Genomic DNA, 11,939 nt, shown 5'->3' with positions numbered 1-11,939 from the left:
CGGTGACAGACAGAACAGACACACCACCCAGGACACATCACCAGCGTCCTCGGTATCAGGAACTACACCCGACGTATCACGAAGAGCCCACAACCCCCCACCAGCANCCCGCGGACACTCCGCCCGACTCCCGCCACAGCCACGACACCGCCACACGGCGGAACCAGCCCCTCCACGCCATCGCCGAATACTTACCTTTATAGAGATATAAAAGTATGCACCCGGCGCTACTAGGTTCCTGTCGTCTAGCGATACGTCTTCCATCTCCAGCTCTACAGTCAAGCGCGATGGCTCATTCTGTGACTGTAGGGTTGCGAAAAAAGTCTCAGACTGAACTTCTGTAACGACACCCTCCCAGATGTCAAGTTCAGTGACCGACTCGAGATGGGGCGCTTGACCTGTATACCCTTGATTTGTAAGTACGGTCGTACCGCGATAGCTAACAGAATAGGCGGACTCATTGCCGCCCGGAGGTGACTCCATATACTTAATTTGATTACGATCTGCATGAATCGAAGAATCTGTTTCATGGATAGCTGAAGATGGTTTTTTTGGTACGCCTAGATAGGTTCCAATCTCGATCTTAACCGGATTGTTTGTAGTGGTCACGAGAAGCGATTCAGGCTTCACGGAATTCCCCCATATCCGCAAAGATTCTGACAATATCTGCTGAATCTGTCAGTGACGCCTGCCAGTTGCTGCGCAGAATTTCTGCGGCAATCTTTAGATGGCCCGGAGCGGGTGGAATTTCGAGGCTAGCCAAATTCTCCAAGCCGAAGAGCTCCTCCCTTGTGCTCGGCTGTCTGTCTACTTTTTTCAAAATATAGTGGTCGTTGCGTTCGACGAAGATTCCGCGATTAATCAGGTTCGATGGCTCGAATCTCACCTGTATGTAGCCTGCATACTCGTCCTTGCGTGAGCCGCGTACAGTCAGTCCGACGGTTCCCGGGAGCAGCATCGCCTGTTCCCAAATTTTTTTGGGCGCGACGGTGTCTCCGATCGAATGCCAACGCTCGATGGAGTCGATTTTGATATGAAAGCTTCTATTGATGCCAATGGCATTGACTGGAGAATCTTCTAGAATGCCGAAGATGCCGAGAGCCAGATCGCGAAGTCGGAGATACTCTGTCGGATCCGATGTACTCAGAGAGAAGGTATCTTCCGTAACCTGCACACTCAACCAGCCCGCAACAAAGATTGATATTTGTGGGGTAATGGCTTGTATCTCCGCCGATCTTGTCTGTTCTTCCCCTATAAGGTGATTTACAAGTAGCCAGCCTGGAGAAAATTTAGTCGGGTCGAATCTCCCGCGAACGACAAGCGCGAGAGATTCACTGGCGAACTCGGTCGGGCTCACCGCTCGCTCCATGTAACGCTGACACTGGCCGGAGTCTCATCGCGCACTATGGGATCTTATCCGGATCGAGGTCCTCAGCCATGCGGACTGGCTGTAGCTCGTCAGGCTGTTGCTGTCGATCTCCGGACCCCTGGTGCGGCGTAGGCGGCGACACGCCGGCGAGCATGGCCCGCCAGGGCCACGCGCAGCCGTCGCGCGGCGCAGCCCAGAAGTGGCCTTCTTGATCCTAAACAGACAGATTCGGCAGTCTCAACCGAGTACCGGTGGGCCGTCGGCGAGGTAGTCGCGGATGCGGATTCGGATGCTGTCGTGCATGGTCAGCTCGTCGAGGATGGCGGGGTCGTGGAAGTCGACAGCGGTGGACTCGTCGCTGACCTGGAGGGTTCCGCCGGTGATGGTGCAGGCGCAGCAGATGTTGAACTGTTGGCGGACCTCGCCGTCGTCGTAGGCGAAGACGTGGCCGGGGTCGGAGTAGATCCCGACGATGCGGTCGATCCGCACGTCGAAGCCGGTCTCTTCCTTGGTCTCGCGGATGACGCAGTCGGCGAAGGTCTCCCCGATGTCCATCTTCCCGCCGGGCAGTGCCCAGTTCCCGGAGTCGCTGCGCCGCTGCAACAGGATCCGGCCCTGGGAATCGGCGACGATGGCCGATCCTCCGACGACCAGGGAGTTCGCGGTGGGGGCGTTGGGGTCGTGGTAGTAGTCGACGCGGCCCATCGGGTCATGCCTCCCGGTCTGGTCGGGCCTCGTGCGGCCTGGTGGTGGGTGCGGTCCAGATGGCTTCGAACTGGTGGGCGTAGCTCTCGAAGAGGCCTGCGGGGCTGTGCCGCTTGAGGTGGAGCATGGGGTGTTGGAAGCCGTGCAGCTTGTACAGGTACGGCGTGACGAGCATCTGGTCGTCGAACCGGTAGAGCGCGTTGTACAGCGGCACCTGATGGAAGCGCAGCTCGACACCGGGGTTCGACAGCAGGGGCTCGAAGTGGCCGACGGTCGACCGGATACGTCCCGGGAGCGTCCCGCCCAGGTTCTCCAGCTCGTCGCGGGCGGCGACCTCAGCGCACTCCGGGTCCGCCAGGGCGATACGGACCCGCAGGCCCTGGGCGCACTTCTCGGCGAGGATGCGGGGTAGGTCGGGGTGCTGTTCGGGGAAGAACAGCATCGCGTAGCCCATGAGGTCGATCGTCGTCCCGGCGCGGTCCAGCAGGCGTGACCAGAGCTGGGATGGCGCGTCGGCGCGGCGGGCGTAGGCCGACATGATCTCGCTGGTCGCGAGTGAACCGGAGGCGCTGGCCGCGCTGGCTTCCGGCCACAGCTCCTCTTCGGAGCGGCCGAGTGCGTCGGAGGCCTTCCACCGGTGCCGCGGGTGAGGAAGGCGTCCCTTCAACCAGCGCTGCACGGTCTTGGGGTCCACGCCGACTGATCGCGCAAGGGACTCGATCTCCATACCGCTCGATGCCATGGCCACCCGCAAGTGCTCGTTGGTTCCCTGGGCCGCCACTGTCACACCCTCCCGCTGGGGACGTTACGGACAGCATCATAGACGTCCCAAACGTCCCCGATCGGCGGTGGGGACGTCCCGTCATTTGATCGACGCTCAACGTCACCACAAAGTGCGCAGCGGAGCAGGACGGATGGCGAGGGGAGCCACTGCCCATGAAGGCGGAAGAACCGGTCTACGGGCTCGTGCGGTTCGAGGGCGACGGCCAACGGGTGAAGGAGATCGTGGTGGCGTTCGAGACCGCGGGCGCGGCCGACCGGTACGCCCGTGAGGTCGGCTGGTCGGAGTACGGCGTCGGCCCAGTGCGGTTCCCCGCGTCGGTCCAGGCAGCCGATGTTCCCGCGGCGGTGGCCTGATGGGCGGCACCAGGCAAGCGACGATCGCGGCGGCGTACCGGTCGTACGTGCTGGCCCTGCTCGACCGGGATGCCGCCTACGACGACAACCCGAAAGGCGACCCGCCGCTGACCCTCGCGGACTACCGGCGGGCTCTGGTCACGGTTCTCGCGCTGGACCCGTCACCGCTGCTCGTCGCCGGACGATGGGTCACCGACCCGGAGGCCACGGCCTTCACAACGGGACAGCAAGCGGGGCTCGACGGCGCCGTCGTCGCCATCGGCGAGACCTGGCGTCCGGAACTCCTCCGCCGGTTCGACGACGACACTCCGGAGCACTCGGCGGACACCGGTGCCGCTGTCGGTGTCGCCATGGCCGCACCCACGAGCCCGGGGCCGATGACGTTGGCGCTGGCTGTTCACCACGGCCTGCTCTCCTCCCCGGCGGCCACTCCGCCGTCATACGGCACGCCTCCACCCCCTACGACGCCTGGCCACAGCTCCGGGCGGCTGCTGGTCGTCGACGGTGACGGGGAGGTGGTGGGCTCGTTCGCCCGGTCGGAGTTCGCCCGTGCGCATGGATGGGCGCATGTGCGGGTGGCAGAGCCGCTGACCCGGCGGCCGGTGTGGATCGAGGATCTGGAACGGCGGGAATCCTGGCGGATCGACACCGGCTCGTGCGTGCATCAGCGGTGGGCGCCGGTTTCCTCGTCGACTCTGGGCGCGGGCTGCTCGATTGGCGCGGCGGCGGCCATACCTCCAGTGGATGACGGCCATACCAAGTAGGGATGGGCGAGCCAACCGTTTATACCGGGTCACAATACATTGACGGTATAACTGTTGTCACGCGGATGGTTACGCACGTAGTGTCCATTATGCCCACGAGACGGAGCGGGCTCCGTGTGGGTGGAGCTGGCGCGGCCATGGCTGGGCGGCCCTCGTAGACGTCCCATCGGCGGGACGGGGGGGTGTGGTGTCCGGCGGCCGGACGGCCTGCTCCCTTCCTCCGTTCGGTCTGCCCTGCCTTGTGGGAGTGGTCGCCCGTGCCCTCGTTCGTTCCCGCCCCGCCCTCGTCCGCTCCTGCCCCGTCGTCTGTTCCCGCTCCCTCGGTCGGCTCGTCGCGGGTCGACCGTGCCCGGATGCCGCTCGCTCGCCAGGTCGTGGAGGCCGTGGCGGTGGAGAACGGGGTGTGCATCCGCCCGTTGGCCATGCGCCGCGTCGACACGACCACCGGGGAGACCTCGGTGCACGCCGTGCCCTGCGGGGCGACCCTGGCGAGCAAGTGCCCGCCGTGCGCGGAGCGGGCGCGCAAGCTGCGGATGGCGCAGTGCAAGACCGGCTGGCACCTCGACACCGAACCCCTGCCCGACCCGGACCCGCCCACCGACGACATGAAGACGCTCGCGACCTTCCGCGCCGACCTGGAGGTCGTCCGGGAGCAGGCGGAAGCGGAGAACGACCCGACCGGCGTCGCCGAGATCGACGAGCTGATCGGCCAGGTGGACGCGGAGCTGTCCGCCCTCGGCGTGCGGGGCAAGGCGGCATCGGACGAGCGGGAGCGACCGCGGCGGGTGCGGTCCACGAAGCGGCGGCAGGACGTGCCGGATCTGCCCCGGCTGCCGGTCGATCGGCGCACGGTCGGGCGGACGTTCACCGCACCGGACGGCACCGTCTGGCGGCCCTCGCTGTTCCTCACCCTGACCTGTGACAGCTACGGGCGGGTGCACTCCGACGGCACCCCCGTCGACCCGGACGCCTACGACTACCGGCGGGCGGCGCGGGATGCGCTGCATTTCCCGAAGCTGGTGGATCGGTTCTTTCAGAACCTGCGCCGTGCGGTCGGCTGGAACGTCCAGTACTTCGCCACCCTGGAGCCGCAACGGCGGCTGGCACCGCACCTGCACGCGGCGATCCGCGGGACGATTCCCCGGGCGGTGGTCCGCCAGGTCGCGGCGGCGACGTATCAGAACGTCTGGTGGCCGAACTGCGACCACCCGAAGTACGACCCGGATCGCCCACCGGTGTGGGATGACGGCCAAGGCGGCTACGTCGATCCCGGCACCGGGGTACTTCTGCCGTCCTGGGATGACGCCGTAGATGCCATCGGCGAAGACGACAAACCCGCGCATGTGGTCCGCTTCGGCCCACAGGTCCGCGTGGACGGGGTCACCGCGGACTCCCGCACCGCGGGCAGGCTCATCGGCTACCTGACGAAGTACCTGACCAAGATCCTCGACACCTGCCATGCAGCCGACACCGACGCCCGGCAACGGCACGTCGACCGGTTCGCGGACGCGCTGCGGCACGAACCCTGCTCCCCCGTCTGCGCGAACTGGCTGACCTACGGCGTCCAGCCGCGCAACGCCCGGCCCGGCCTGGCTCCCGGCCGGTGCAACGGCAAGGCGCATCGCCGCGAGACGCTTGGGTTCGGCGGACGCCGCGTCTTGGTCTCCCGCCAGTGGTCCGGCAAGAGCCTGGCCGATCACAAGGCCGACCGACGTGCGTTCGTCGCCGCTCTCCTCGAAGCGGCCGGTCAGAAGATCGACCAGACCCGGCACGCCTGGCAGCTCCTGCGCCCCGGCGACCCGGGCACACCCCGGCGCGATCACCTCATCCTGCGCGCGGTCGCCGAACGGAACACCTGGCGCTCGCAACTGCAAGCAGCACAGCAAGCGGCGACAACAGGGTCCGGCGCAGTTCCCGGCCCGCGACCACCCGACCCCACCTCACAGAGAGGACACCAGGAATTCCGCGCAGCCTGACCGTGCAGGAAAGGAAACAGCCCATGCCCCGGCCTGGAAACAGTGCTCGCAACGTCTCAGCCCTTCCGGAGAGGAGTGAGCGGCTGTGGTCGGCCGAGGAGACAGCCGAGTACCTCGGCGTTCCCGTCTCGACGCTGTACCAGTGGCGGCACCGGCGCATCGGCCCTCCCTGCTACCGCGTCGGCCGGTGGCTGCGCTACGACCCGGCCGATATTCGGCAGTGGCTCGACACCCAGAAAGCGGCGTGAGATGGCGAGTGTGAAGAAACGTCCCGACGGGAAATGGCGGGCCCGGTACCGCGACCCGTCCGGCAAGGAACACGCCCGGCACTTCGACCGGAAGGTCGACGCGGAACGCTGGCTCGCAGGCGTCGAAACGGCGAAGACCCGCGGCGAGTGGGTCGACCCGGCCCGCGCCCGGATCACTGTGGAGGACTGGTCGCAGCGGTGGGCGGGCACCCTCGGCCAGCTGAAGCAGACCACCCGCGCCCGGTACGCCGGTCTCCTGCGGCGGCAGGTGCTCCCGCGCTGGGGCCGTACGCCGCTGTCCGCCGTCTCGCACGCGGACGTGGCCACCTGGATCACCGAACTTTCGGCAGACGGCCTGTCGGCGTCGTCGGTCCGGCAGGCGTATCGGGTGCTGTCGCTGATGCTCGACCTGGCGGTGAAGGACAACCGGATCGTCCGCAATCCGGCAAAGGGCGTGCGGCTGCCACCGGCCCGGATCCCGGACAAGCTCTTCCTCGACCACGGCCAGGTCGACGCGCTCGCCGTGGCCTGTGGCGAGACAGACGGGTTGGTGATCTACACGCTGGCGTACACCGGCCTGCGCTGGGGTGAGCTGGCCGCACTGCGCGTCCGGCGGATCAACCTGCTGCGCCGTCGCCTGGAGGTCGCCGAGTCGGTGACGGAAGTGGAAGGGCATCTCGTCTTCGACACCCCGAAGAGTCACCAGTGCCGCAGCGTCCCCATCCCCCGATTCCTGGCCGATGCGCTCGCCCAACACCTTGCCGGTAAGGGGCCTGACGACCTCGTCTTCACGGCGCGCGGTGGCGGGGTGCTGCGCAACAACAACTTCCGCCGGGACGTCTTCGACCAGGCGGCGATCGACGAGGGCCTTCCCGGGCTCACCCCGCACGAGCTGCGCCACACCGCGGCGTCGCTGGCGGTCGCGGCCGGCGCGAACGTCAAGGCGGTACAGCGGATGCTCGGCCACGCCTCGGCGGCGATGACGCTCGACGTCTACGCCGGGCTGTTCGCGGACGACCTCGACGCGCTCGCGGACCGCCTCGACCAGGCCGCCGGGGCGGCACGGCCCCACGGAAACCCCACGCTTACGTCCGCCAGCAGCGCGGACGGCCTGCGGACACCTGCGGACTCAGTGCGGACCAGCCATGATCGAAAGCCCGCCAGGGCGCGTCACGGGCCGACGAAAAAGCCTGCCTGACCTGCGGTGATGCGATTGTGGGGCGGGTGGGGCTCGAACCCACGACCGACGGATTAGCAATCCCATTGATTCGTTATCCGTCGCTACTCGCGAAAACATGCTGATACCTGCGGATTATGCTTGCAGGCAAGCATCGTCATTTGCCGCCATTCACCCTTATTGATCACTCAAAGTACGGGGTAAGTACGGGACGATCAGGCTAGTATGAGGGCGTTCGTTCCACTCCCGAAGGATGCGGCGGTGTGGCATGGCTCGTCCCAGTCTAGATCTCGGTGTCGGCGGAAAGATCTTCTACAGCGCCACGGCGAAGGGCTCCCGGGCACGCTGCTTCTACCGCGACCATGACGGGGTACGCCGCGAAGTCGAACGCGGCGGCACCTCCAAGGCGGCGGCCACACGGGCACTGAAACTCGCGCTGCGTGACCGGCTGCGGGTCGCGGTCGGCGACGGCGACATCACACCGGAGACGACTATGAAGGTCCTCGGTGAGGCGTGGTTTGCCGAACAGCAGAAGAAAGACCGCTCTCCCAACACCCTCGCGGCCTACCGCACCACCCTCGACCGGCACGTCTACCCCGCACTCGGCGGAGTGAAGGCCCGACAGGTCACGGTCGGAACCGCGGACCGGTTTTTCAGCGCGGTCACGACCAAAAGCGGCCCCGGTGCGGCGCGGATCGCGCGAACAGTGCTGTCCGGCATGTGCGCGATGGCCGCCCGGCTCGACGCAATGGACCGCAACGTGGTCCGCGACGCCGGGCAGATCACCCGACCGGAACCGAAGCCGGTATCCAAGGCGCTCGGCGCAGCCCAACTGCGGCAGTTGCGGGCGCTGCTCACCTACGACGAACGGGCGCGGCGCCGCGACATCCCCGATCTTGTGGACATGCTCATCGCCACCGGCGCGCGCATCGGGGAGGTATGCGGGATCGTCTGGGACGCGGTCGACCTGGACGCGGGCACCGTGGAAATCCGGTCCACCGTGGTGCGGATTACCGGCCAGGGTCTGATCAACAAGCCTCGTCCGAAGTCGAAGGCGGGCCACCGGCTGTTGCTACTCCCGGCCTGGGCCGTGGCCATGCTGCGCACCCGCCACCACGGACAGAACAGTGACGAGGTGGTGTTCCCCGCGCAGATGGGCGGCCTACGCGACCCGAGTAACACTCAGGCCGACATCCGCGACGCCGTGAACGATGCCGGCTTCCCCGGCCTGACGTCCCACCTGTTCGGCCGCAGGTCCGTTGTCACCCTCCTCGATGGGGATGGGCATACCCCCCGCCAGATCGCCGATGTCCTCGGCCACGCCAACCCGTCCATCACCCTGTCCACCTACATGGGCCGGAAGGTCTCGAACCCCGGCGCGGCGGAAACCCTCGCGGTCCTGGCCATATGACCCCAACCGCTAATCTGGAGCCCTTCGGTCTCCGCGGGCCGTCCACCGTCCCGACCGCGTACACCCGCCCGATCCATGCCGTGAAGATGCCAGAGCCCTTTGTGAGGGAATCTTATGTGTTCACAACCTAAAGCGAATTAGCGATGATGTAGGTACACAACAAAGCGGCCCGGAACGGTGCGCCAACACCGCAACCCGGGCCTGAGCCCCGAACCCCTGCGACCACAGGAGTACGTGACCTATGGCCATCATGCCACCACCACATGACGGGTGGACACCCACCATCAACCCGATGATCACAATCGTTCCGTCGTACCGTCCGATTGCGGTCGACGTCCACACGTGGGACGGGCACGACGGGATGAAGCTCGAAGCTGTGCTGATGTTGCCGGGCCTCGACCTGCGTCTGATCGACGGTGTGAGCGATGTGAACGCGGCTGCCTACTGGCTGCAAGTGGCTCAAGCCGTGCTACTGGCGGCGGGACGCCTGCTCCGGCGTGCCCAGACCCCGATACCGGACGATGAGCTAGCTGCCCAGACTCACGCGTTGGGTCCGCTGGTGCGTCTACTCGGCCTGTTCCAAACCCCCCGGATGTCACCGGATGACTACGCCCATCTCTACACGCTGCTACGCACGGTAGACGACGCGATGACCGCTCGCCGTGCCGCGCTGCCCACCGAGAACGCCCCGACCGACAATGGAGCGGGGCAGACCTGGGCGACGATCGCCTGTGCGGCGCTCGACGCTGCGATGCGGGCGTACGGGACGACGGAGGATGTATCCGGCGACGAAACCCCGCCCGACCGCGGCCCACGCCGCGACGTGATGCACCTACTGTGGTCTCTGACACACATGGCTAAGGACACAGACACGACCCTCGACGAACTTGACACCATGAATCGTCTACTTCAGACCGTTCAACAAACGGTAATCCTCGGTCAGCAGCCCTAGGCCGCGTCTGTCCTGGGTAGCTGCCACACCCGGCGGCTACCCAGGACCCGGGTCCGTAGTCCTGGCCCCCGGTGAGCTGCGCTGGCTCTCGTCACTCGACCGGTTTCAGTGACCATCCTTGACGCCTGACCCGGGTTGCTCCGTGGGCAAGCCTGCTCGTCCTGCGGGTGCGCTCTGCGCACTCGTGGGGCGAGTGGGCGCGGCAGCACTGCTTCTAACCCACACCCCTCGACCGGTGACATTCCCTGATCTCCTCGACGCTCCGAACGGGTGGCCGGGCCGACGCGCCCGGGTGGGGTGCCGACCGAAGGGAGGCGGGGCCCCGCCCGGCGCGCGGCGGGTCCGGACGGGTCCTGTTCGGCGCGGCGCGTGCGGCACATGTGACACGAACCACCCGGCGCCCCGAAGGGGCGCCCTTGAGGAAGTACAGAACATTAGCGACGATCAAACATCGTTGCTGTTTATGCAGGTTATCCGGTTAGACGAGGTCGATGGGCCTGTTGCGGCTGATCCGCCAGGTGTGGGCCTCGTCGGCCAATGATCGAATCGCGGGATAGTCGCGGTCAGTCACGGCGAGGACGACGTTGACCCGGCTTGCGATGTGAGCGGTCTGGAACGGGCCAGCGAGACGCAAACTTTCGCGGGCAAGTGCGGCCACCCTGTCAAGATCCGGTGACTTGCTCCGTGCAACGGCTACTGCCTCATCCGCGCGGAACACGGACGTCCGTGAGCTACTGCCCTGCTCGATGGCGGGTCGGACGTCGGCCGTTACCTCCATGAAGCGGCCTATCTCGCCAAGGCGGGAATACACTCGGCCGACGTCGAGAGAGAAGATCGGCAATCCGATGCTGGTAAGGCTGTCAACGACGGTACGATGATCCTCTCGCGGGCCGCGCTCGTCTGGAGTCAGCCTGCTAACGATGCTTTCGGCCTCGCTGACGGCCGCGTCAACTCCTCGGATGTCGCCATGGGCGGCGCGGGCCCCGGCAAGGCTGCCCACCAGCAAGATAGCCCGTTGTGGTCCGCTGGGTGCGTGGCGCAGGCCGTCGAGCGCGTACTGTTCGGCTCCGGCGGGGTTGCCGGCGTAGTCCTCGATGGTGGCCTGCATGAAGCGCGTCCAGGCGATCAACTGATTGTCTTCGAGGAGTTCGCCTCTGCGGTGGGCTTCCCGCAAGGACAGCCGGGCGTCGGTGGTGTGTCCGGCGTTGTTCTCCAGCCATCCGCGGATGCCGGTGGCGACACCGGATACGCGCCAGACCCGGGCCTGGTCGGCGGGCCGTAGCGGGTATTGGGCGGTGATGGCGTCGGTGAGCTGCTGCAACGCGATGGCCCGGCGCAATGTCTCGGCGGGGGGATGGTGCAGGTAGTCGGCCACCACGGCCTGTAGGGCCCCTTCGGCCGCGGATGCCGCGCCGCTGCCGGCGGTGGCGCGTTCCAGGATGGCCAACCTGTCGGCGGGCGCGATCATCGCTGCGGCTGTGCCGGTGGCGGTGAGTCCTATGGCTGCGGCGGTGAGGCTGAGTAGGTCTCTGCGGTTCGCGGTCTCCACCCCCTCGGTCTGCGGCGTGGGCTGGTGTTGTGAGGGTATCCCGGCTAGCGGTGGTGTAACAGACCCCGCATGATCGTCTTTGTGTTCGTGGGGGTAGGGGTAGCGGAATCCGAGTTCGGGTTCGCTGGCCTGGAAAAAGTGGCAGTAAGCCGCCTGGTAGGACGTGCCGGGGAAGTTGACGCCCCGCTCGTGCTTGCTGATCATCTCGGGGCCGGCGGCCGGTGGGGTGAACCCCGCTTCCTTGGCCACGACAGGGTCAATGTTGGCGATCTTGTCGGCGAGGGCGGCCCGGCTCAGTCCGAGTTGTTCGCGGTGGCGGCGTAGCTGGCCGGGGTTCCATCCCGGGTGTGTGCTGGGCTGAGGGGGCATGACGTCTCGCTTCCCTGGTTACCGGATTTCCCGGGAGAAAGCGTAGCCGGATGCTTACTGCTATCCGGTGATGTCGGTGGGCCTTGTCTGGCGTGTTTCCTGGTGGACCACATGTTTTCTGATCGTTTGCCGGATGAATACCTGATCGTTTGCCGTTCGGCTGCCGGTTCGGGCGCGGGAACGGTCGTCTAGGCCTGTCTTTCGCACATGGGGTTTCGATGCGTTGACCGACCTGATTGTCGATCAAGGTGGTCTGGTTGGGTCGACGCCGAGGATGTCGAG

Annotated in this window: 11 protein-coding genes; 7 read left to right on the top strand and 4 right to left on the bottom strand. The window is 66.2% G+C overall.

From position 1 onward, the window contains the following. Positions 1–619: 619 nt before the first annotated feature. From BMG523DRAFT_RS24900 to BMG523DRAFT_RS20465, 3 genes are all read right to left on the bottom strand, one after another. Positions 620–1,357: a hypothetical protein gene (locus tag BMG523DRAFT_RS24900; protein ID WP_152987882.1), complete on the bottom strand. Its 738-nt coding sequence runs from the start codon at positions 1,355–1,357 to the stop codon at positions 620–622. A 249-nt stretch (positions 1,358–1,606) separates the two neighbouring features. Further along, positions 1,607–2,074 (bottom strand): NUDIX domain-containing protein, encoded by a 468-nt coding sequence (locus BMG523DRAFT_RS20470; RefSeq protein ID WP_043592040.1) that lies wholly within the window; start codon positions 2,072–2,074, stop codon positions 1,607–1,609. 4 nt (positions 2,075–2,078) lie between these two features. Next, positions 2,079–2,855 carry a helix-turn-helix transcriptional regulator gene (locus tag BMG523DRAFT_RS20465; RefSeq protein ID WP_200923135.1) on the bottom strand — a complete coding sequence of 259 codons (777 nt, stop codon included), beginning with the start codon at positions 2,853–2,855 and terminating at the stop codon, positions 2,079–2,081. Between the two features lie 155 nt (positions 2,856–3,010). Here BMG523DRAFT_RS20465 and BMG523DRAFT_RS20460 point away from each other — a divergent pair, with 155 nt between their 5' ends. From BMG523DRAFT_RS20460 to BMG523DRAFT_RS20430, 7 genes are all read left to right on the top strand, one after another. After that, positions 3,011–3,211 (top strand): hypothetical protein, encoded by a 201-nt coding sequence (locus BMG523DRAFT_RS20460; protein ID WP_051623983.1) that lies wholly within the window; start codon positions 3,011–3,013, stop codon positions 3,209–3,211. Further along, positions 3,211–3,975, top strand: coding sequence for a hypothetical protein (locus BMG523DRAFT_RS20455; RefSeq protein ID WP_051623982.1), 765 nt, complete (start codon positions 3,211–3,213; stop codon positions 3,973–3,975). The genes BMG523DRAFT_RS20460 and BMG523DRAFT_RS20455 overlap by 1 nt, the downstream gene beginning before the upstream one ends. Before the next feature lie 257 nt (positions 3,976–4,232). Then, complete coding sequence (locus tag BMG523DRAFT_RS20450) at positions 4,233–5,951, top strand: replication initiator (RefSeq protein WP_368671131.1); 1,719 nt, start codon at positions 4,233–4,235, stop codon at positions 5,949–5,951. Between the two features lie 23 nt (positions 5,952–5,974). Further along, positions 5,975–6,199 (top strand): AlpA family transcriptional regulator, encoded by a 225-nt coding sequence (locus BMG523DRAFT_RS20445; protein WP_043592037.1) that lies wholly within the window; start codon positions 5,975–5,977, stop codon positions 6,197–6,199. 1 nt (position 6,200) lies between these two features. Continuing rightward, positions 6,201–7,397: a tyrosine-type recombinase/integrase gene (locus tag BMG523DRAFT_RS20440; protein ID WP_083494901.1), complete on the top strand. Its 1,197-nt coding sequence runs from the start codon at positions 6,201–6,203 to the stop codon at positions 7,395–7,397. A 247-nt stretch (positions 7,398–7,644) separates the two neighbouring features. Further along, the gene (locus BMG523DRAFT_RS20435; protein WP_043592035.1) at positions 7,645–8,787 is read left to right on the top strand and encodes a site-specific integrase; all 1,143 of its coding nucleotides are present in this window, start codon (positions 7,645–7,647) and stop codon (positions 8,785–8,787) included. A 241-nt stretch (positions 8,788–9,028) separates the two neighbouring features. After that, positions 9,029–9,739: a hypothetical protein gene (locus BMG523DRAFT_RS20430; RefSeq protein WP_011437770.1), complete on the top strand. Its 711-nt coding sequence runs from the start codon at positions 9,029–9,031 to the stop codon at positions 9,737–9,739. Positions 9,740–10,217: 478 nt separating this feature from the next. Here the strand turns inward: BMG523DRAFT_RS20430 and BMG523DRAFT_RS20425 are convergent, their stop codons facing one another. Further along, positions 10,218–11,657 carry a helix-turn-helix transcriptional regulator gene (locus BMG523DRAFT_RS20425; protein WP_011437771.1) on the bottom strand — a complete coding sequence of 480 codons (1,440 nt, stop codon included), beginning with the start codon at positions 11,655–11,657 and terminating at the stop codon, positions 10,218–10,220. Positions 11,658–11,939: the final 282 nt, after the last annotated feature.

Origin of the sequence: Frankia sp. BMG5.23, assembly GCF_000685765.2 — a bacterium.
GTDB lineage: Bacteria > Actinomycetota > Actinomycetes > Frankiales > Frankiaceae > Frankia > Frankia casuarinae.
The sequence above is the reverse complement of the archived record's forward strand: the minus strand, read 5'-3'. Positions and strand labels throughout refer to the sequence as shown.

Coding starts and splice junctions, on each gene's coding strand:
- BMG523DRAFT_RS20470 (WP_043592040.1), bottom strand. CDS start 2,074: ATGGGCCGCGTCGACTACTACCACGACCCCAACGCCCCCACCGCGAAC.
- BMG523DRAFT_RS20460 (WP_051623983.1), top strand. CDS start 3,011: ATGAAGGCGGAAGAACCGGTCTACGGGCTCGTGCGGTTCGAGGGCGAC.
- BMG523DRAFT_RS20455 (WP_051623982.1), top strand. CDS start 3,211: ATGGGCGGCACCAGGCAAGCGACGATCGCGGCGGCGTACCGGTCGTAC.
- BMG523DRAFT_RS20445 (WP_043592037.1), top strand. CDS start 5,975: ATGCCCCGGCCTGGAAACAGTGCTCGCAACGTCTCAGCCCTTCCGGAG.
- BMG523DRAFT_RS20440 (WP_083494901.1), top strand. CDS start 6,201: ATGGCGAGTGTGAAGAAACGTCCCGACGGGAAATGGCGGGCCCGGTAC.
- BMG523DRAFT_RS20435 (WP_043592035.1), top strand. CDS start 7,645: ATGGCTCGTCCCAGTCTAGATCTCGGTGTCGGCGGAAAGATCTTCTAC.
- BMG523DRAFT_RS20430 (WP_011437770.1), top strand. CDS start 9,029: ATGGCCATCATGCCACCACCACATGACGGGTGGACACCCACCATCAAC.
- BMG523DRAFT_RS20425 (WP_011437771.1), bottom strand. CDS start 11,657: ATGCCCCCTCAGCCCAGCACACACCCGGGATGGAACCCCGGCCAGCTA.